We start from the raw sequence: 18917 nt of genomic DNA, 5'->3' as shown, positions 1-18917 counted from the left end.
ATTATGTGTGAAAACTACATTTTTAAGCTTGATAAAAGATATACCCCTTTTCTATTTAAAGCTATAGAAGCAGCCAAAAATAGTGAGTTTGTTTCCAAATGTAAATATGATATTAATAATTTTTATATTTCTTTTAGTAATCATATAACGATAAAAAAAGAGATTAGATATTATACAATACGTTTCTATTCAAAAGAGATTACGCAAGATAATTGGATGGATGTTGGAGTTGGTGGAATAGAAATAGATGATATAAATGTTGATATAAATGTTGATACAGGTGAAGTAATTTATGTTTATGGGAGTCGCTGACCAGTTGATCGGTAAATACAATAATAGAAAGGTTCAAAGCGATTATCTATAAGATTTAACCATTAGAATTTAAATAAAAAATGCCAGTAGCACCCAGAATTCTAGCTACAACGCCCTAGGCCGGCATATCGAAAAACATCAGATAGACCGCGAAGGCCAACCCTACAACCGTACCCGCTTCCTGTGGGACGGCTTAAGAATGATTCAGGAAACCGGCTCGAATCACCCCACCAGCCTATATATCTATACAGATCAGAACAGCTACGAACCACTAGCGCGGATAGACACAGACGGCAACCAAGAACAACATATCCGCTACTTCCACACCGACCTGAATGGCTGCCCGGAAGAGTTAACCGATGCAAACGGCGAATTACTGTGGGAATGTAGCTATCAACTTTGGGGAAAGCGGATTCATGAAATCGAACACGAATCAATAGAACAAAACCTCAGATATCAGGGACAATATTTAGACAGGGAAACTGGTTTACATTACAATACTTTCAGGTATTATGATCCGGATACAGGTAGATTTACCCAGCCAGACCCGATTGGGTTGCTGGGTGGGTTTAATCTGTATCAGTATGCGCCTAATGCGTTGACTTGGGTCGATCCGTGGGGATTAAATGGTTCATACATATTTCGTGGAATGACAGAAGAAAAAGGTGAGCCCAAAGTTGGAGACTCAGCTAGAACATTGGGTGTTAGACCTAATATCGATATTCCCGTAGACACCAATGGTAATGTTCATCCTAATACAGGCGGAGTTTCCGTATCTCCATCGCCTCAAGATTTACCGCCACATAGAAAACCAATAGAATTTGGAGGAACGGGTAAAGATCCTGTTTGGAAATTAGATGTGGCAGATCTTGGTAATGATTTGCAGTACGTACCAGACAAACCAGGACATGGAACAATTCAGCCCAAACAGTCTATGCCTCTTTCAAAATACCAAGCAGCATTGGCTAATTTAAAAAGTAAATGGATAAAATGCTAGAACAACAGAAATTCCTTGATTGTGTGAAAAAAGAAATATTTTCAAATAAAGATTTATTGGAAATTAGAAAGGTATTAGTCTATTTTAAAAATAAAGGCATGCCACAGAATTGCATGTATGATTGTTTACAAAACCTGAGGTATCTTGACGAGGAAGATATTATTTTAGAATTAATGGATTTTGTTGTAGGTTTTTGTAAGCCTGAGCTGGCTATATATAGTTAATTTAGAAATATATTGTGGGATTTATTGAATAATAATCTTCATTACCCTTTCTTAATTTTGTTGTTTGAAGATATATTGACATTCCAATATCTACGACGTCCTGGCCGACGCATCGGAAAACATCAGATAGACCGCGAAGGCCAACCCTACAACCGTACCCGCTTCCTGTGGGACGGCTTAAGAATGATTCAGGAAACCGGCCCGAATCATCCTACCAGCCTGTATATCTATACAGACCAGAACAGCTACGAACCACTGGCGCGGATAGACACAGACGGCAACCAAGAACAACATATTCGCTACTTCCACACCGACCTGAATGGCTGCCCGGAAGAGCTTACCGACGAAAACGGTAAAATACTGTGGGAATGCAGCTTTCAGCTCTGGGGGAAACGGATTCATGAAATCGAACACGAACCCATAGAGCAAAACCTCAGATATCAGGGACAATATTTAGACAGAGAAACTGGCTTACATTACAATACGTTCAGGTATTATGATCCGGATATAGGTAGATTTACCCAGCCAGACCCGATTGGGTTGCTGGGTGGGTTTAATCTGTATCAGTATGCACCTAATGGGTTGACTTGGATTGACCCGTGGGGGTGGGCATGTATACCAAACAAAAAAGCAGGTATGAAGCGTGAACAGAGGGCGAAAGATATATTGGAAAAACGTTATGGCAAGGAAAATGTTTTAAGTGAACGTTATTTAAGAGATAATAAGGGTAAATCAGTTAAAGACCCTTTAACAGGTGAACGACGTAGAATCGATTTTGTAGTTAAAGGGCAAGATGGGAAATGGAGGCCTGTTGAGGTCACGAGTCGAACCGGTGCTTTAAATAAAGGACCACAGATAGCGAAAGAAGAAAGAATCCGTGAAGCTGGGGGAGTTTTTGTGAAAAATAAAAATACCGGTCAATTAATACAATTAGATGATGTATCAACTGTTATTGGAGTAAAGTAATGAGCAAAATTGATTTTACCTTACATAATATTCCATTATTGCTTACAAGAAATAAAAGTAAGCAATGGCAAGAGGATATTATTCAAAGTTCAACAGCCTTATTAAACTTTTTAAAAAATAATGAATTATTAATTGGTATTGAACCTTTTGATGATGCAGGAAAATTAAAAACTGATACTGTTATTAAGATGTCAAATGTTACTCAAGAAGGTTTAGAATTATTCAAAACTACTGTAGATGAATGGTATAAATATCTCGCTAAAAGTACAGTTCCCGATAAGTATAAAAATATAAGTCGCCTAGAAAAAGGTTTAGCTAAAATTCGAAAAACTAAAAGTTAATTAAAAAATAAAAGTCTATGGTCATGAACATATAAAAGCTGATGTTCCAATAGGATAATTGTATGTATTAGCTCAAACTCTAATGATTAGCATAATTCTTAATGTAACAACCTCGACCGGCTGGTAAGCAAAAAACACAGCAAACACGGGCAGACCGATTACCGCTATGATCACACCGGCAGAATCGAAGGCTGCCGTAATCAGAGATACTGGGAAACCCTGCAATACGATGCCGCTGCCAACCTGCTGGACAGCAAATACAGAGAAGACTACAGCAATCACAACCTGATTCGCTGTAACCAGCTCCTGCATTTCAGAGGACACCACTACCGCTACGACGAGCACGGCAGAACTGCCAGCAAACAGACCATCGGCACAACCCAGCACTACCACTACGACGCCGACCACCGCCTGAGCGAAGTACGCATCGAACAAACAGGCCGCAGTCAGCGTTACGGCTACGTCTACGACGCCCTTGGCCGGCGTATCGAAAAACATCAGATAGACCGCGAAGGCCAGCCCTACAACTGTACCCGCTTCCTGTGGGACGGGCTGCAGATGATTCAGGAAAGCAGCGCAGACAAACGGCAGAACCTGTATCTGTATACTGATGAAGGCAGCTATGAACCGCTGGCGCGGATAGACAGAAACGGTAATCAGGAACAACACATCTACTACTTCCATACCGACCTGAACGGCATGCCGGAGGAGCTGACGGATGAAGCCGGTGAAATCGTCTGGGAATGCTCATATCAGTTATGGGGTAAACCGGTACAGGAGATTGCTCATACGGAGATACAACAGAACCTGAGGTATCAGAGACAGTATTCAGACAGAAAAACCGGACTGCACTACAATCTCTTCAGGCACTACGATCCAGATATGGGCCGCTTTACCCAGCCGGATCCGATTGGATTAGCCGGCGGGTTTAATCTTTATCAGTATGCGCCAAATGCGTTTACGTGGATTGATCCTTTAGGACTATCTTGTAATGTAAAATTTAAAAAATGGAAAAGAGGTGACGCTATTGATAAACCGCTCACTAATGGTAATAATCCGTCTTGGGAAGTTGTAAGGAAAAGATATTGGAAAAATCGGTATGAAGCTACAAAAGGAACTTCACAAGAATTCAGTAGTGGAAACCTTGATCGCATTAAAAAGGGAAATGCCCCTCTTGACGCAAATGGCAATCCTATGGAATTACACCATCACAATCCTCAACGCAATGGGGGTGCAAATGTAAACAATCCTATTAATCTTCGTGAAGTTACGAGAGAACAGCACTCTAAACTTGATCCATATAGAAATTTAGGAAATAACTAAAATGGATTCTATGACTATTATTAAAGAATATGTAGAAGGTTCACTTTCTCCACAAAATTTTCAAAAAGAACTATATTATAATAAGGATATAGAGAACATTTTATCTGAAGAAACACAAATTCCATCATATATTAAGACCGTAAATCTTTTTTACGCTCTTCTTGAAATTGATTTATTATGCCCATCTGGAGAGCTTGATAGTAAAAGTATGCTCGCATTATTTCTAGAAAAAAGAAATATTAGTTTTGTCTATAATAATAGTGCTAGTAAAAAATATAACTTATTTTTAAAAATTCAACCAAATTGGTTATCTCTCAACGAGTCTTATTTCCAATTAATCATGGGAAAATATAAAAACGAAAAAGGCAAAAATTTAGAAAAAGCCCTAAAATTACAAATTAAGAAAGATTTCAAATTTTTAAAAAATAGACCTAAATGGCTTCAATCTCCTGAGTGGCCAATAATAAATAATAAGCCCCTTTTCTTTATAGGACAAATAGATATAACTGAAATTAGACATGATACAAGTTATTTATACATTTTTTGGGACGTACATACTCAGAAATATACTACTTTAGAGCAATCGGCATAATTACAATTGATAAATATTTGTAAAGTATAACAATTCAAACAATCGTAAAATAATATATAATAATTTATTAAACACATGATTTACATAAAAAAATATAGATATAATCATTTATTGTAATTATAAATATAAATTTTTATAAAAAATTTAATTGTAAATTATATTGTTAATAATTTTAGATATTCGACTGGTTAGATAGTTTTAAATAAAAATAATTGAAAAATATTAATACAACGATAGAGGAAATAGAATGCTTCTTTGCCTCATATAAATATTAAACGTTCTGATAGGACAATGGTGAGGATTGATATAGATGGCTAATTTGTATATAAAAAACTAATCACTGCCATAGAGAATGGTAAGGTTAGAGGTTTTGATGAGATAAAGGATATAAATGGTGAAAATTATTTATTTGAATATGCTATTAAAAAAGAGAATGAAAAATATAATACTTATCTTTTCCACATACCTGAAAATAAAATGGAAATATACGAAGATTATGCAACTGAAGAATTTAGTGAGTTTTCCAATATAGAAGATGCTTTTTATTACTTTAAATTACAAGGTGTGGATATTAGAAAATTTGCTCCTATTAAAAGGACATTACCTTTTTAGATGATAAAGAAAGCTGGGTAAAAAAATCAAATCTTACCAGCTTTTTTATTTAACTCTCGTTCCATCTACTAATTCCTACATCAAGGATAGAGTGATTACTGCTACGACGTAACCGGACGCATCGAAAGCTGCCGCAACGAATCCTACTGGGAAACCCTGCAATACGATGCTGCGGCCAACCTGCTGGACAGAAGACGCGGTGAAGAAGAAAGCAATCAAAACCTGATCCGCTTTAATCAGCTGCTCAGCTTCCGCGGACTGAAATACAGCTACGACGAACACGGACGAACCCGCAGCAAACAAACCGCCAGCGGTACCCAGTATTACCATTACGATGCCGAACACCGCCTGACCGAAGTACGTATCGAACAGCTGAACCATACTGAACGCTACGGTTACGTCTACGATGCCCTCGGTCGGCGGATTGAAAAACACCGGCTGGACCGTGACGGAAAGCCATGCAACCGCACCACCTTCCTGTGGGACGGGATGCAGATGATTCAGGAAAGCAGCGCAGACAAACGGCAGAGCCTGTACCTGTATACCGGTGAAAGCGGCTATGTATTACTGACGTGCTATGTAATTAGCATAATTAGATTAGCATAGCCAGAATTAGTAATATAAAAAACAGGAGAAAGAATAATGTTTAATGGTAAATTCAGCTGAAGCAAAGATTTTGTGGTAATGTATTATGCAACTGCAGATAAATTGCCTAATAAACAGAGATTTATTCAGTCTAATTAAGAAAAAGCTATTTTTAGAAAAAAGTTAATAGTAACTTTGATAATATTTAAAGAGGAATTTATAAAGGATTCAACAATAAGATAGATTTTGATACATCTTTAGAAAAAGTCAAACCTGAACAGGTTTGACTTTTCTGATTGCCAAGATAGAAATAGATGATTGAAATCAATCATCTATAAGCATGACGCTTATAATTTATATGAAGTAATAAAATATACGATTTTATGTAAGGGTAAAAATTGAGTGTTAATTATAAGTTTGATTAATTAAGCAACTTTACTTTAGTATTATACTATTGAGCAGTACTAAAATTTATGCCAAATCATAAATAATTATTCAATTTGTACCCCTGCAATTTAGTTGTAGTTTAGCTGTTATGAGTACTTACCAGATCTTCCGGTACGCCCAGAGCATTGATACTGTAACCGCCATCAACATATGTGATTTCGCCTGTAATACCTGAAGCCAGATCTGATAACAGGAAAGCTGCAGTATTTCCAACTTCATCAATAGTGATATTACGACGAATAGGATTTTGTGCAGACACATGAGCCAGCAAACGGCCGAAATTGGCAATGCCTGAAGCAGCAAGAGTTTTAATCGGGCCTGCTGAAATACCATTGCATCGAATTCCTTCCTCTCCGAGGCAGGCTGCTGTGAAGCGGATACCTGCTTCTAATGATGCTTTAGCCATGCCCATTACATTATAGTTAGGTATGGCACGCACTGCACCAAGATAGGTCAGGGCAAGAATAGAGCTGTTATGGCCACTCATTAACGGACGGGCAGCTTTAGCCAGTGCAGGCAAGCTATAAGCAGACACTTCATGTGCCGTCATAAATGCTTCGCGTGTAATACTATCCAGAAAATCCCCGTTTAAGGCTTCTTTTGGTGCAAAAGCAATAGCATGTACCAGACCATCAAGCTGTGACCAGCTTTTCCCCAAATCAGAAAACAACTGGCTGATTTCATCATCACTTTGTACATCACAGCGATATACCAGTTCTGAACCCAGTTCGGCAGCCATTTTGCGTACCCGGTCTTCTAGTTTGTCTACAACATAGGTGAAAGCCAGTTCTGCTCCCTGTTCACGACAGGCTTTGGCAATGCCATAGGCAATAGAGCGTTCAGAAATCATACCGGTGATGAGGATTTTTTTGCCTTGCAAAAAGCCCATAATTATTATCCTTGAACGTGATTTGTGTTTAGCTTAAAGGTCGCATTATAACTAATATTTACTTTTACGCGAAATATAGCGCTAGAGTAGAAACTTTAAAACCGGCTGATGTGATGACATTCAGCCGGTCAATATATAACTAAATATAACTAAAAAATTATTCAGTTAATCCGGATAAATAATGGTCTGCATCGAGTGCAGCCTGACAGCCAGATGCAGCGCTGGTAATAGCCTGACGGTATATGTGGTCTTTCACATCTCCTGCGGCAAATACGCCAGGAATATTTGTTGCGCCGACGTTGCCATCATTACCACCTTTGGTAATGAGATAACCTGTTGCATCCATATCCAGCTGACCTTTGAAAATTTCGGTGTTGGGCTGATGGCCAATAGCAATGAATATGCCGGTTACTGCCAGAATTTCACTTTCATTATCGGCATAATTAATGCGTACTGAGTTTACTCCTTTGTCATCACCAAGAATTTCATCAACGGTAGCATTAAGTTTAAGAATGATTTTGCCTTCTTTTACCCGCTCCAGTAATCTGTCAATCATGATTTTTTCAGCACGAAAGTTGTCACGGCGATGTATCAGGGTAACGGTACGTGCGATATTTGCCAGATACAAAGCTTCTTCAATCGCAGTATTCCCCCCGCCGACAACAGCTATATCCTGATCTTTGTAGAAAAAGCCGTCACAGGTAGCACACGCGGAAACGCCTCTGCCGGCAAAAGTTTCTTCACTGGGTAATCCCAGGTACTTGGCAGAAGCACCTGTTGCAATGATTAATGCATCACAGCTGTAACTTCCCATATCACCAATAAGAGTAAACGGGCGCTGCTGTAAATCCACCTGATTGATATGGTCAAAAATCATATTGGTACCAAAGCGTTCGGCATGTTCCAGAAAACGCTGCATCAATTCAGGACCCTGCACACCATTAACATCAGCCGGCCAGTTATCTACTTCAGTTGTTGTCATCAACTGACCACCCTGTGCCATACCGGTAATCAGTGTAGGTTTCAAGCCTGCACGGGCTGCATAAACCGCAGCTGTATAACCGGCTGGTCCGGAACCAAGGATAATTAATCGGCTGTGTGTGAGTTCGCTCATGACATTTCCTTATTATTTGGGCAATACTAAGTAGGATAAATGGAGGTAACTGTACCACAATATCAAAAAAGAATTAAATTCTCCAATTTCGATTTAATAGAATAGTTATTAGTTATGTGCACGCCTGAACAAAGTTAGTGATGATTGTCAGCAATACCATCCAGATGATATTGTTTGCCACAATAGGGGCATTCAATACTACTGTTAGATTGAATGGGTAAAAATACCCGGGGATGGCCATTCCATGTTTCATGTTCCGGGCCGGTACATATCAATGGTAAATCATGCGGTGTAATGGTTGTAACTGATTGGGCTGTATTACTCATAATTATTTCCCTTGGTTAAGCTGAGAGCTAATCATACAAAACAGGCCTGATTACAGCAAATAATGTTGTAATCAGGCCTTTTATTCAGATAATTAAATGATATAAGTCAGCCAGGATTCATATTTGGTATTTTTGCCATGAACAATGTCAAAGTATCGCTGCTGAATCTCTGTAGTCAACGTACCGCGGGAGCCACAACCAATTTCGCGACCGTCAACTTCACGGATAGGTGTTACTTCAGCTGCCGTGCCTGTAAAGAATACTTCGTCTGCGCAATAAACTTCATCCCGGGTAATATGCTTTTCAGTAACGGTTAAATTCATATCAGCTGCGATAGCCATTACTGTACGCCGGGTAATCCCATCCAAAGCTGCATCCAGAGCCGGTGTGTAAAGTTTGCCATCATTGACGATAAATATATTTTCCCCGGATCCTTCAGCAACAAAACCGTTTGAATCCAGCATTATTGCTTCATCATAGCCATTACGGGTAGCTTCGGTATTAGCCATAATAGAATTCATATAATTGCCATTGGCTTTGGCTTTAATCATGGTGATATTGGGGTGATGACGGGTGAACGAGCTGATTTGCACGCGAATACCCTTTTGCATACCTTCTTCGCCAAGATAGGCTCCCCATGGCCAGGCAGCCACAATTACCTGTACATCATTTTGATCTGGAGCTACACCCAGTTTGTTTGAACCATAAAAAGCCATAGGTCGAAAATAGCAGGAAGCCAGTTTGTTGGCTTTAACTACTTCAATGTGAGCCTGATTGATTTCTTCCATTGTGAATGGCAGATGCATGCCAGTAATTTTGGCAGAGTTAAACAGACGTTTAGTATGATCCTGTAAACGAAAAATGGCTGTTCCGTTTTGCGTTTCATAAGCACGTACGCCTTCGAAAACCCCCATACCATAATGCAATGTATGAGTTAAAACATGAGTTTGAGCATTTCTCCACTCAACAAGATTACCATTAAACCAGATAAAACCGTCTTGGTCGGCCATAGACATAATAAAACTTCTCCAAAATAAGACATTAAGCTGCGGTGGCCGGAACCCTGTGTTGCAATGGATAGGGCAAGGCAGGATTGATGACTAGGCAGTACAAAAAATAATGGTAACAACAGCTGTAGGTCTTATCTTTAGCCGATAGCCGCTGTTACTTTATGTAAAAGTAAATATTATCACTGCCTGTTTTGCTTGCCAATGCTGAAAGCAGAGTGCGGTTTTTGCTAAAAAGGCGTGAAATCGTTTAAACTGTGTTGCTTCCTCAATAATCCGGCTTGTATCTGACGTCTGATTAAACCTTCAGAAAACAGTACAGTGTAAGGTGAATAAGTATGAAAATTATTTATGCATTAATAAAAATAGTGGTGTTGCTGATATTGTTGCTGCTTGCTGTAAGCAATACACAAATGACTGCATTCAATTATTTACCCGGACAAACTGTCAATTTGCCATTAATTGTCCTATTACTGATATTTTTTATTATTGGTGCTGTTTTTGGTGTGTTTGCCATGTTTGGGCGATTATTACGTCTGCGCAGCCAGGTCAATCAGTTACAGGCTAAGCTCGATAAACAAATTAAGGCAGCCGCTCAGGCAGTACATACTGAAAATCTTGCCACTACTGCTACTCAGTCACAATCCGGTAATTTTGATCAGAAGAAAGTAAATAATTAATATGGATAGTAATGATTTCTGGATGTGGCTGACACCGGTTATTTTGTTACCTGTATTTTTTGCTATGGGCTGGTTTGCTGCCCGAGTAGATATGCGGGCTGTGCTGAAACAGGCGAAAGCCATACCGGAAGGATTTTATAAAAGTCTGGATGCTCTGGCTGAGAATAAAAGTGCGGTTGCAGTACGTGAACTGGCTGAGGTTGTCGATCTGCAAAATGATGCCCGTCAAAGCACTTATGAGCTGCATCTGACATTAGGGAAGTTGTACCGTCAGCGTGGTGAAAATGATAAGGCCATCGCTTTACATCAGAAATTACTGGAGCTACCGGAAACTATCGCAGAACGTCGTGATATTGTCGCTTTCGAGCTTGGCCAAGATTATCAGGCCGCCGGTCTGGTAGACCGTGCCGAGCAGATTCTGGTTGGTTTGCTCAATGGCAGTAAAGCCAGACAGGCACGGCAGATATTGCTGAATATTTATCAGCAGGATCGGGACTGGGAAAAAGCCATTAAGCTGGCAGAAGAACTCAGTACCGGAGACCAGACTTATCAATTTGAAATTGCCCAGTTTTACTGTGAGCTAGCTCAGCTGGCTTTGTATCAGTCTGAGTACAATAAAGCACGTGAGTATATTTTTCAGGCTCTGGCAGTCAATCGCAAATGCAGCCGGGCTAATATGATTCTGGGTGATGTTGAACTGAAACAACAAAATTTTCAGGCTGCTGTAGATGCTTATAGCGCTATTGAAAAACAGAATTATGAATATCTCAGTCTGATAGGTGAGCGTTTATATGATGCCTATGATGGAATGAATAAAGCCGCAGACGGTCTGGAAGTTTTAATTGGTTTTGCCCAGACGTTTCCGCAGCTGGATTTATCTGGTGTGATATATGAAAAGTCTTTACCTGTATATGGTGAAGACCGAGCTACCGAAATTGTTATTGATCTGGTGCGGCGTAAGCCTACTCTGACCGGAACTTACCGTTTACTCGGCGTTTTACAAAATACTATCAGTTCGAAATGGAAAGCCGAAGTTGATATGATGCGTTCAGTAGTGGGCATGCAGATGCAAAAATCTGTGATGTACCGTTGCCGCCATTGTCATTTTAAATCTCAGGTATTCTTCTGGCATTGTCCGGCTTGTAATAAATGGGAAACATTTACGCCAAATCGTATTGATGTGTAGTTGGCTGATAAGTCTTATCAGTTGCTGAATATTTGCTCTGATATACAGAAATTCTGCACACAATCAGTTACAGATGATTTTTTAAAATCATAAATGACTTTTAAAAATAATATGATATTAAATTAGAGATTGATATCATAATTAAATTATTTCTATGAATAAGTCTTTAACAATATACATAAATGTATATTGTTAAAGACAATATTGAATGATGACTTTCGGAATATGAATCCATTGATGCTTGATACTACTTTAATGAATCAGAAAGCTAAACCTGTCATTGTGGCGCTGGATTTTGCCAATGCTGAAACAACGCTGGATTTTGTTCGTCAGTTAGACCCGGATTTGTGCCAGCTTAAAATAGGTAAAGAACTATTTACTGCTACTGGCCGCTATCTGGTTGAGCAGCTTGTATTACAAGGCTATCGGATTTTTCTTGATTTAAAATACCATGATATTCCCAATACCGTAGCGTCTGCCTGTAAAGTGGCTGCTGATATGGGAGTGTGGATGGTAGATATGCATGCATCAGGCGGTCGAAGAATGATGGAGGCTGCTGCTGAAGCTGTTAGTAATTGCAGCCAGCCGCCATTATTAATTGCAGTAACGGTATTAACCAGTATGACTCAGAATGAACTGGCAGAAACCGGTATAAACTCATCCATAGATGAAACAGTTATTCGTCTGGCTGAATTAACCCGGCAATCCGGTCTTGATGGCGTGGTTTGTTCTGCTCAGGAAGCATCTTTATTACGCGGACAGCTCGGGCAGGATTTTTTACTAGTTACGCCCGGTATCAGATTACAAAATTCAATTACAGATGATCAGCGGCGTATTATGACTCCAAAATCAGCTTTAGCAGCAGGCAGCAGCTATCTGGTAATGGGCAGACCGGTAACGCAAAGTCAGAACCCGATTGAGCTATTACAACAAATTAATAACGGTCTGATTTAAGTAGAAAAATTTTGTTAAAAAATAGCTGCTAACACATATTAAGTTAGCAGCTATTTTATTGGTTGTATAAATTGGATTATCCGGTTAACTGTTTGCTAATCAGTTTTTTCACCGGAGGCAGATTATTGCTGATACGCAATACCAATGAGCGCATTAGTCGGGCAGGGTGGCTGTCGTTAGTAAATAAAGACACCATAGCGTTAGTTCCGTGATACAGAATCCGGGTATGCGGCATATGCTGTCTCTGGTATTGAGCCAGTAATGTCTGACTGCCAATATCTTTTCCTTTAGATACGGCTTCGTTAATCAGTTTCGACAATATGCCTACTCCGCTTAATCCAAGATTAAAACCATGAGCTGTTACCGGATGCATACCAACTGCCACATCTCCAATAAGCGCACTGCGCTGAGCATAAAATGCATTGGCATGGACGCCGACAAGCGGGTAATGATGAACAGTGCTAACCAAATGCATCTCACCTAGTTTACCTTTGAGCTGTTGGGTAATATCTGCGGCCAACTCAGCGGGAGACATGGCCAGAATGTCACCTGCATGTTCATTATTAATAGTAACAACACAATTAGTGAGATTTTCTTCAAGTGGCAGTAGCGCAAGAGTACGCCCGTAATGGAAACACTCCAGTGCAGTATGCTGATTACTCAATGTATGCTGCATTCGGAAAACAATTACTGTACGCCCGAAATCATGAATCTGAGCCGAAACACCCAACTGGCGGCGTGTATTGGAAAAACGGCTATCGGCAGCAACAAGTAGTTTCCCTTTGATTAGCCGGCCATCATCCAGCTTGGCTTCAATTTGATTTGCATGATCATTTTTTACATCAATAATACTATGGCCAGTAATTATATTTACATTATTAAAGGTCTGGACTGCTTCGTATGCAGCACGCCGGATATTATGATTACTGATTAAAAAACCCAGTGTATTGGCCGGTTTGCCGCGAGCCATTGTTGGCTGTTCAAAATGGAGCTGATAGTTAGAATAGCCGTTAATTACTTTAGCATCGCGCAAAGGATAAATTTCATCTGGTGCAATTTTGTCCCACATATCCAACTGCTGCATTAACTCCTTTGAATAATGTGTCAGAGCAATTTCCCTGCCATCAAAAGGCGGGTGCGCCAGTACAGCCATTTCCTGTTTTTCAACTACAGTAATTGAAAGTCCTGATGGAGCTAAAGCACGTGCCAGACTTAAACCAGCAGGTCCGGCTCCGACGATAATGACATCAGTTTCTTTATCTGAGTGTGAAGACACATTATTTGCTGCCATAAAATCCATTCCTGAATGAATATATTCAATACAGCGTTAGAATAACTGAAAATGAACTTGAATCCTATATCCGTTTGAAAGAAAGTTAATAAACGTCAAGCTTAACCCTTAAATTATTGCTCTGTTAAAATCATGGTAATAGGATTTATATATGAATGATTATACAAATGGTTAAAAACTCATTTCAGGATCAATTGCAGCAACTGGATAAACAGGCTAAAGCGAAACGTCTGGCAGAAGAGCAGCAGGCAAAAGAAGTACAAAAGCGCCAGACAGATGTCAATTTTGCTGAAGCGATCGGAAAAGATATTACGCCATTAAAGGCAAGAAATCAGTTTCAGCATCCGCGTGATACCAGCCCGATTAAATTGCGAACCCGTCAGGAAGAATCAACAGATGAAAGCAGCTATTTTTATGTTGGTGAAAATCAGAATGATACTGCACCGCCAGTGTTCAGTAAAAATGGTCGCGGTACGGCTGATATTAAGCGCTTGCAGGCGAAGCAATGGCCTATCGTAGCTTATGTGGATTTACATGGCTATCGTCAGGATGAAGCTCAGGAAGTATTGAATGAATTTATTGATTATATTCAGCAATATGGAGTAGTAGGTGAAATAGTCCATGGCAGTGGACTGGGATCAAAGGATTATCAGCCTGTATTGAAAACACTTGTACGCCGCTGGTTAATGGCACACCCCGAAGTGCTGGCTTATGCCCAGCCAAATGAGCGTAATGACGGTGCAGTATATGTGCTGGTTAAAAAGAAGCATCGTGCGTTTGAACGGGAATAAATTTGTGTTTAATTACCTGTTTTAACCAATCAGCATAAAGTAAAAGTGAAAATCAACAGAATCAGGTTAAACCGGATATTGGTATTGAATTATTATCATCGCAAATATCTGATTTTTTGTTTGATTTATAATTAAAAAATTAGGTTATGTTTTTTAGTATGATAATCTGTATTGATAATTTTCAAATTTGGTCTCGGCAAGATGATAGATAGAAGCCTGACCAAATGGATTCAGTATATGCGGCAAAAAATGCCAACACAGGCATCATTATTTGCTTCTCCATGGTTTAAACCATTTGCACGCTGGTTTGACAGGCCATATTACTGGCAGCTCAATCGAGAACGTGCTGCCTCTGCTGTAGCTGTTGGCATGTTTTGTGGTCTCATGCCCGGACCTACCCAAATGCTTACCGCTCTGATAGTGGCTTATGTGGTCCGCACACATTTACCCGTGGCACTTTTAACTACACTGTATACGAATCCGCTAACTTATATACCCTTATATTACTGTGCTTATCAGATTGGTGAGGGTTTATTATATGGTCAGTGGGGCAAAGCCATGCCTGAACTGCCAGAGTTTAAATTAGGTCATCTCGGGACTGAATTATGGCAATGGCTGATTCAGTTTGGTAAGCCTTTACTTTTGGGTGTGCCAGTATTGGGCATGATACTTGCAATCCTCGGATATATTGTGGTTTGGAATGGCTGGCAGTGGTTTGCCCGCAGACATGTGACCACCATTCAGAAATAAAGACATGCAAAGATCATTAACGGATAACGAGTTGAGGTTGGTCAGAAAGTTTCTGGGTAATGCAGCAGACTGGACAAAAGTGCAGATAGTACGTGATGCATGGTGGCTAGTACATCCGCATGCTGCCATAACATGCGGAAATCATATTATTTTTCCGGCGGCATATTATGTTGATGATTTTACTCAGTCGGATTTGAGCATGCAAGGCTGGCTGATGCATGAGCTTATGCATGTCTGGCAAAGCCAGCATGGTTTTCCAATTTTATTTGCCGGAGTCTGTCTTGCACTTAAAGCAGGCTACTATCAGGCTCGTGCCTACCGGTATCCGCCTCCGGAAACAATTATCAGCCTTAATCAGCTGAATATGGAGCAACAGGCGAATATAGTACAGCATTATTTTCTGGCATTGAGCGGTGATAAACGGTATCAGCATTCTTTGGTAGATTTTCGTCGCTTGCTTAAACCACTTATCAGACATCCGGATAATCGTGATCTGTTACCGCATTATTAACAGCGGCTTTAGCCGGTTATTTTAAATAACTTTTTAACTGTTATAATTCACACTTGTTTTATTGCCGGAGTGATACATGTCTGTATTTGAAGCAGCAGCGCAGCAACTGCATACTGTACGTGATTTTTTACGCTTTACTGTGAGTCAGTTTCAAGAGGCAGAATTATTTTTTGGTCATGGAAATGATAATGCCTATGATGAAGCTGCCTATCTGATTTTACATACCTTACATTTGCCACTGGACACATTAGAGCCGTTTCTTGATGCCCGTTTGCTCGACACAGAAAAGTCACTGCTGCTACAGCTTGTTCAACGCCGTACCAGTGAACGCATACCAGTGGCTTATCTTACCCATCAGGCATGGCAGGGAGCTTATGAATTTTATGTTGATGAAAGAGTAATCGTGCCGCGTTCATTTATTTATGAGCTTTTAGGTGCACCGCTGCATCCATGGATTGAATATGATGAACTGGTACACAGAGCACTGGATTTATGCACGGGCAGCGGTGCACTAGCTATTCAGATGGCGGATATTTATCCGGATGCGATGATTGATGCAGTAGATATCAGTCTTGATGCGCTTGAAGTAGCAGGTATGAATATTGAAGACTATGGATTAGAGGATCGAATCAATCTGATTCATACCGACCTGTTTACCGGTATTGATACAACTTATGATTTAATCGTGTCAAATCCGCCCTATGTAGATGCCGAATCAGTCGCACAATTGCCAGAAGAGTATCTGCATGAGCCAGAACTGGCATTAGGAAGTGGGATTGATGGTTTGGATGCTACTCGGCAGATTATTCAGCAGGCTGCCAGATATCTTAACCCAAAAGGGGTATTGCTGGTTGAAATCGGACATAATCGCCAAGTACTGGAGCAGGCATTTCCGGAATTGCCATTTACCTGGATGCATACCAGTGGCGGAGATGGTTTTGTCTTTTTGCTGACACGCGAACAATTATTAGGTGAAGCGTAGATTAACTGTGATATATCTGGTTAGATTGTTCAGAAGTCTGCAAATTAAGAATTCTGCCACGATGTAAAAGGCTTTCTGACCAGATTATTATTGTAATATCTGGGATCATTCGATACTTCCTGTCCTATCCAGTCAGGAAAAATAATATGCTCATCAGTGTGGTTTAATTCAACTTCAGCCACAATCAGGCCTTGATTCACACCTAAAAATTCATCAATTTCCCAGATAAGTCCATTTAAAGGTATGCGGTAACGATATTTTTCAATTATTGGCTGCTCTGCCATATGAGTGAGCATATGTCTGGCATCTGCAACCGGAATTGAGTATTCAAATTCAGTACGAGTAATGCCACGATTTGTGCTTTTAATCGTTATCCATGCTTTATCATCACAAATACGGATACGTACGGTTCGTTCTTTAACCGTCGATAAATAGCCCTGACAAAGATGCTTAGGTGATGCCAGATTCCGCCACGCATTGCCTGCTACCAGAAATTTACGTTCAATTTCCTGTGCCATAATAAAATCTTGTGAATTAACCTATATGCTAAAAAGCACCAGAAACTGTTTGGCAGTAAACTGGTGCACAGATTTGTGTCAGGCTGAATAATAACAGTTATGATGCAAGTCTGTTAGCAATTGCATTAAACATTAAAGATGCTTCCAGTGGCTGTTCCAGAAAAGAGGGCTCAGCTTTAGGCCAGGTAGACCATTGCACAATAACCAGCTTCTGTTTCTGATTAACCATAATAATCTGTCCGTAAATTCCTAAAGCCCACATGCTGTCCTGACTGTTCAGCCCTGTTTTTGGAGAAACATCATTTACAATAGCCGGTACACTATTATTCCACCATTCATAGCCATAATTTCCTTCCGGATGCAGTTTGCTGACTGAATTTTTCGCCTGATTCCAGTTACGGGAATCTTTAACCCAGTTTTTAGGTAATATTTGCCTGCCATCTGGCAGCGTACCATTATTCATTACGAAAAGGCCAAATTTACCCCAGTCTTCAAGCGTGGCATTAAATCCGTGTGCACCCACATCATGTTGTCCCACGGTATAACTGTGCCACACACCATCTCTGTTCATACCGAATGGTTGCCAGATTTTATTCTGTAGATATCGGGCAATACTTTCACCAGTTGCTTTTTCCAGTGTGTCTCCTAGCAGCCATGCACCACCGGATGAATAAGACCATGCTTTACCGGGCTTAGCATATGATTTGCGGCCGGGTGCTTTTACCAGACTGTTAACGCAGGTATAAGTATCAGGATTGGCCTCACATTGAGTAAGTTGTGAAAAATCAGATTTCGGATCAGTGTAATCTTCGTTCCAGTTCACACCAGAAGTATGCTGAAGCAGTTGACGAATTGTCACGTGCTCCCATGCTGTTCCCCGCACATCAGGATTATATTTCACTATCTCATCATTCAGCGATTTGATTTTACCTTCTTTCAGAGCAATACCTACTAGTGTAGAAACCACCGATTTACCCACTGAGCGTGATGTCCAGAGTGTAGTAGGATTATTACCATTGGCGTAATAATCCCATACTACTTTGCCATCTTTAATTACCATCATTCCAGTTACATTATTACGCTTTAAATAATCTTTTAGCAGATATGACTGACCATGAATCTGATAATTTACATTAGACAGATTTTGAGGCGCTCTGGGCAGTGGCAGGCCATGAGCAGCGTGAAAAACATCACCGGGATAAGAGCGATAGTCATTACGAAAGCCAATTGCCCGTTGTTGCTGATTCCAGCTTAACATGTTTTTGACATCCGGTAATTTTTTGTCCAATGGAGCAGGGCAATTGTTGAGACCTAATGATTTACAGCTATTTGGCGCAGTTGCTGCATGAACATTAAAACTGATAGTTAAACACAGAGTTAATAAAGCAGTTTTAAAAGTTTTATTTATCATTTTCATAAAATATTCTGTATATCATCTAAATTATTATCAGGTATCTTAGAAGCTTATAAATGCCACCAATATTTAAAGTGATAATTTCAATGATTTTGGTTTATTAAT

Annotated in this window: 24 protein-coding genes; 16 read left to right on the top strand and 8 right to left on the bottom strand. The window is 39.9% G+C overall.

The window, feature by feature from the left end; all coding sequences use genetic code 11:
• The first annotated feature begins 3 nt into the window (after nucleotides 1–3).
• The 5 genes from GYY70_RS06695 (at nucleotide 4) to GYY70_RS06675 (ending at nucleotide 2840) form a co-directional block, all read left to right on the top strand.
• Nucleotides 4–312, top strand: a complete 309-nt coding sequence (locus GYY70_RS06695) for a hypothetical protein (RefSeq protein WP_025315298.1) — start codon at nucleotides 4–6, stop codon at nucleotides 310–312.
• A 199-nt stretch (nucleotides 313–511) separates the two neighbouring features.
• Entirely contained in the window at nucleotides 512–1309 is a 798-nt protein-coding gene (locus GYY70_RS06690; protein ID WP_202984453.1) for an RHS repeat domain-containing protein, read from the top strand.
• The gene (locus tag GYY70_RS06685) at nucleotides 1303–1533 is read left to right on the top strand and encodes a hypothetical protein (protein WP_037474221.1); all 231 of its coding nucleotides are present in this window, start codon (nucleotides 1303–1305) and stop codon (nucleotides 1531–1533) included. Before GYY70_RS06690 ends, GYY70_RS06685 begins: the two co-directional genes overlap by 7 nt.
• Nucleotides 1534–1608: 75 nt before the next feature.
• Nucleotides 1609–2499, top strand: coding sequence for an RHS repeat domain-containing protein (locus tag GYY70_RS06680; RefSeq protein ID WP_202984452.1), 891 nt, complete (start codon nucleotides 1609–1611; stop codon nucleotides 2497–2499).
• Nucleotides 2499–2840, top strand: a complete 342-nt coding sequence (locus GYY70_RS06675; RefSeq protein ID WP_084390580.1) for a hypothetical protein — start codon at nucleotides 2499–2501, stop codon at nucleotides 2838–2840. The genes GYY70_RS06680 and GYY70_RS06675 overlap by 1 nt, the downstream gene beginning before the upstream one ends.
• A gap of 72 nt (nucleotides 2841–2912) precedes the next feature.
• On the opposite strand, the gene GYY70_RS06670 is transcribed toward GYY70_RS06675, so the two are convergent.
• The gene (locus GYY70_RS06670; protein ID WP_174831766.1) at nucleotides 2913–3275 is read right to left on the bottom strand and encodes a hypothetical protein; all 363 of its coding nucleotides are present in this window, start codon (nucleotides 3273–3275) and stop codon (nucleotides 2913–2915) included.
• Between the two features lie 123 nt (nucleotides 3276–3398).
• Between GYY70_RS06670 and GYY70_RS06665 the strand changes: the two genes are divergently transcribed.
• The 4 genes from GYY70_RS06665 to GYY70_RS12355 all read left to right on the top strand — a co-directional run bounded on the left by GYY70_RS06665 (nucleotide 3399) and on the right by GYY70_RS12355 (nucleotide 5973).
• Nucleotides 3399–4163: an RHS repeat-associated core domain-containing protein gene (locus GYY70_RS06665; RefSeq protein ID WP_174831764.1), complete on the top strand. Its 765-nt coding sequence runs from the start codon at nucleotides 3399–3401 to the stop codon at nucleotides 4161–4163.
• 1 nt (nucleotide 4164) lies between these two features.
• Nucleotides 4165–4755, top strand: a complete 591-nt coding sequence (locus GYY70_RS06660) for a hypothetical protein (RefSeq protein ID WP_174831762.1) — start codon at nucleotides 4165–4167, stop codon at nucleotides 4753–4755.
• A gap of 477 nt (nucleotides 4756–5232) precedes the next feature.
• Nucleotides 5233–5367, top strand: coding sequence for a hypothetical protein (locus GYY70_RS12235; protein WP_255454286.1), 135 nt, complete (start codon nucleotides 5233–5235; stop codon nucleotides 5365–5367).
• Between the two features lie 258 nt (nucleotides 5368–5625).
• The gene (locus tag GYY70_RS12355; protein ID WP_370521158.1) at nucleotides 5626–5973 is read left to right on the top strand and encodes a hypothetical protein; all 348 of its coding nucleotides are present in this window, start codon (nucleotides 5626–5628) and stop codon (nucleotides 5971–5973) included.
• A 505-nt stretch (nucleotides 5974–6478) separates the two neighbouring features.
• Here GYY70_RS12355 and fabI read toward each other — a convergent pair.
• The 4 genes from fabI to GYY70_RS06630 form a co-directional block, all read right to left on the bottom strand.
• Nucleotides 6479–7288 (bottom strand): enoyl-ACP reductase FabI, encoded by an 810-nt coding sequence (fabI, locus tag GYY70_RS06645; RefSeq protein ID WP_025330840.1) that lies wholly within the window; start codon nucleotides 7286–7288, stop codon nucleotides 6479–6481.
• 157 nt (nucleotides 7289–7445) lie between these two features.
• The gene (gene trxB / locus GYY70_RS06640) at nucleotides 7446–8402 is read right to left on the bottom strand and encodes a thioredoxin-disulfide reductase (RefSeq protein ID WP_096765505.1); all 957 of its coding nucleotides are present in this window, start codon (nucleotides 8400–8402) and stop codon (nucleotides 7446–7448) included.
• Between the two features lie 134 nt (nucleotides 8403–8536).
• Nucleotides 8537–8728 carry a zinc-finger domain-containing protein gene (locus GYY70_RS06635; RefSeq protein WP_037395126.1) on the bottom strand — a complete coding sequence of 64 codons (192 nt, stop codon included), beginning with the start codon at nucleotides 8726–8728 and terminating at the stop codon, nucleotides 8537–8539.
• A gap of 92 nt (nucleotides 8729–8820) precedes the next feature.
• Nucleotides 8821–9744 (bottom strand): branched-chain amino acid transaminase, encoded by a 924-nt coding sequence (locus tag GYY70_RS06630; RefSeq protein ID WP_174831760.1) that lies wholly within the window; start codon nucleotides 9742–9744, stop codon nucleotides 8821–8823.
• Between the two features lie 329 nt (nucleotides 9745–10073).
• On the opposite strand from GYY70_RS06630, the gene GYY70_RS06625 reads away from it, so the two are divergent.
• The 3 genes from GYY70_RS06625 (at nucleotide 10074) to pyrF (ending at nucleotide 12555) form a co-directional block, all read left to right on the top strand.
• A complete protein-coding gene (locus GYY70_RS06625) occupies nucleotides 10074–10415 on the top strand; it encodes a lipopolysaccharide assembly LapA domain-containing protein (RefSeq protein WP_084586804.1) in 342 nt (113 codons plus the stop codon).
• 1 nt (nucleotide 10416) lies between these two features.
• Nucleotides 10417–11601, top strand: coding sequence for a lipopolysaccharide assembly protein LapB (gene lapB / locus GYY70_RS06620; RefSeq protein ID WP_174831758.1), 1185 nt, complete (start codon nucleotides 10417–10419; stop codon nucleotides 11599–11601).
• Between the two features lie 225 nt (nucleotides 11602–11826).
• Entirely contained in the window at nucleotides 11827–12555 is a 729-nt protein-coding gene (pyrF, locus tag GYY70_RS06615; protein ID WP_174831756.1) for an orotidine-5'-phosphate decarboxylase, read from the top strand.
• A gap of 76 nt (nucleotides 12556–12631) precedes the next feature.
• Here the strand turns inward: pyrF and ubiM are convergent, their stop codons facing one another.
• On the bottom strand, nucleotides 12632–13846 hold the full coding sequence (gene ubiM, locus GYY70_RS06610) for a 5-demethoxyubiquinol-8 5-hydroxylase UbiM (RefSeq protein WP_174831754.1): 1215 nt from the start codon (nucleotides 13844–13846) through the stop codon (nucleotides 12632–12634).
• Nucleotides 13847–14013: 167 nt separating this feature from the next.
• On the opposite strand from ubiM, the gene GYY70_RS06605 reads away from it, so the two are divergent.
• The 4 genes from GYY70_RS06605 (at nucleotide 14014) to prmB (ending at nucleotide 16880) form a co-directional block, all read left to right on the top strand.
• The gene (locus GYY70_RS06605; protein WP_174831752.1) at nucleotides 14014–14637 is read left to right on the top strand and encodes a Smr/MutS family protein; all 624 of its coding nucleotides are present in this window, start codon (nucleotides 14014–14016) and stop codon (nucleotides 14635–14637) included.
• A gap of 237 nt (nucleotides 14638–14874) precedes the next feature.
• Nucleotides 14875–15387: a DUF2062 domain-containing protein gene (locus GYY70_RS06600; protein ID WP_078475783.1), complete on the top strand. Its 513-nt coding sequence runs from the start codon at nucleotides 14875–14877 to the stop codon at nucleotides 15385–15387.
• 4 nt (nucleotides 15388–15391) lie between these two features.
• On the top strand, nucleotides 15392–15898 hold the full coding sequence (locus GYY70_RS06595) for a type IV secretion protein Rhs (protein WP_174831750.1): 507 nt from the start codon (nucleotides 15392–15394) through the stop codon (nucleotides 15896–15898).
• A gap of 76 nt (nucleotides 15899–15974) precedes the next feature.
• Complete coding sequence (gene prmB / locus GYY70_RS06590) at nucleotides 15975–16880, top strand: 50S ribosomal protein L3 N(5)-glutamine methyltransferase (RefSeq protein WP_174831748.1); 906 nt, start codon at nucleotides 15975–15977, stop codon at nucleotides 16878–16880.
• A gap of 44 nt (nucleotides 16881–16924) precedes the next feature.
• On the opposite strand, the gene GYY70_RS06585 is transcribed toward prmB, so the two are convergent.
• Both GYY70_RS06585 and GYY70_RS06580 read right to left on the bottom strand, forming a co-directional pair.
• Nucleotides 16925–17398 carry a CYTH domain-containing protein gene (locus GYY70_RS06585; protein WP_174831746.1) on the bottom strand — a complete coding sequence of 158 codons (474 nt, stop codon included), beginning with the start codon at nucleotides 17396–17398 and terminating at the stop codon, nucleotides 16925–16927.
• A gap of 97 nt (nucleotides 17399–17495) precedes the next feature.
• A complete protein-coding gene (locus GYY70_RS06580) occupies nucleotides 17496–18815 on the bottom strand; it encodes a serine hydrolase (protein ID WP_174831744.1) in 1320 nt (439 codons plus the stop codon).
• Nucleotides 18816–18917 lie beyond the last annotated feature (102 nt).

It is taken from the genome of Snodgrassella sp. ESL0324 (assembly GCF_013344955.1).
GTDB classification, from domain to species: Bacteria; Pseudomonadota; Gammaproteobacteria; order Burkholderiales; family Neisseriaceae; genus Snodgrassella; species Snodgrassella alvi.
The sequence above is the reverse complement of the archived record's forward strand: the minus strand, read 5'-3'. Positions and strand labels throughout refer to the sequence as shown.

Excerpts from the sequence above, each read along its gene's own strand:
- trxB (WP_096765505.1), bottom strand. The coding sequence starts at position 8,402 with ATGAGCGAACTCACACACAGCCGATTAATTATCCTTGGTTCCGGACCA.
- GYY70_RS06595 (WP_174831750.1), top strand. The coding sequence starts at position 15,392 with ATGCAAAGATCATTAACGGATAACGAGTTGAGGTTGGTCAGAAAGTTT.
- GYY70_RS06580 (WP_174831744.1), bottom strand. The coding sequence starts at position 18,815 with ATGAAAATGATAAATAAAACTTTTAAAACTGCTTTATTAACTCTGTGT.
- GYY70_RS06585 (WP_174831746.1), bottom strand. The coding sequence starts at position 17,398 with ATGGCACAGGAAATTGAACGTAAATTTCTGGTAGCAGGCAATGCGTGG.
- GYY70_RS06630 (WP_174831760.1), bottom strand. The coding sequence starts at position 9,744 with ATGTCTATGGCCGACCAAGACGGTTTTATCTGGTTTAATGGTAATCTT.
- GYY70_RS06675 (WP_084390580.1), top strand. The coding sequence starts at position 2,499 with ATGAGCAAAATTGATTTTACCTTACATAATATTCCATTATTGCTTACA.
- GYY70_RS06695 (WP_025315298.1), top strand. The coding sequence starts at position 4 with ATGTGTGAAAACTACATTTTTAAGCTTGATAAAAGATATACCCCTTTT.
- GYY70_RS06665 (WP_174831764.1), top strand. The coding sequence starts at position 3,399 with ATGATTCAGGAAAGCAGCGCAGACAAACGGCAGAACCTGTATCTGTAT.
- GYY70_RS06690 (WP_202984453.1), top strand. The coding sequence starts at position 512 with ATGATTCAGGAAACCGGCTCGAATCACCCCACCAGCCTATATATCTAT.
- prmB (WP_174831748.1), top strand. The coding sequence starts at position 15,975 with ATGTCTGTATTTGAAGCAGCAGCGCAGCAACTGCATACTGTACGTGAT.
- fabI (WP_025330840.1), bottom strand. The coding sequence starts at position 7,288 with ATGGGCTTTTTGCAAGGCAAAAAAATCCTCATCACCGGTATGATTTCT.
- ubiM (WP_174831754.1), bottom strand. The coding sequence starts at position 13,846 with ATGGCAGCAAATAATGTGTCTTCACACTCAGATAAAGAAACTGATGTC.
- GYY70_RS12235 (WP_255454286.1), top strand. The coding sequence starts at position 5,233 with ATGGAAATATACGAAGATTATGCAACTGAAGAATTTAGTGAGTTTTCC.
- GYY70_RS06600 (WP_078475783.1), top strand. The coding sequence starts at position 14,875 with ATGCGGCAAAAAATGCCAACACAGGCATCATTATTTGCTTCTCCATGG.
- lapB (WP_174831758.1), top strand. The coding sequence starts at position 10,417 with ATGGATAGTAATGATTTCTGGATGTGGCTGACACCGGTTATTTTGTTA.
- GYY70_RS06605 (WP_174831752.1), top strand. The coding sequence starts at position 14,014 with ATGGTTAAAAACTCATTTCAGGATCAATTGCAGCAACTGGATAAACAG.
- GYY70_RS06685 (WP_037474221.1), top strand. The coding sequence starts at position 1,303 with ATGCTAGAACAACAGAAATTCCTTGATTGTGTGAAAAAAGAAATATTT.
- GYY70_RS06625 (WP_084586804.1), top strand. The coding sequence starts at position 10,074 with ATGAAAATTATTTATGCATTAATAAAAATAGTGGTGTTGCTGATATTG.
- pyrF (WP_174831756.1), top strand. The coding sequence starts at position 11,827 with ATGAATCCATTGATGCTTGATACTACTTTAATGAATCAGAAAGCTAAA.
- GYY70_RS06660 (WP_174831762.1), top strand. The coding sequence starts at position 4,165 with ATGGATTCTATGACTATTATTAAAGAATATGTAGAAGGTTCACTTTCT.
- GYY70_RS06635 (WP_037395126.1), bottom strand. The coding sequence starts at position 8,728 with ATGAGTAATACAGCCCAATCAGTTACAACCATTACACCGCATGATTTA.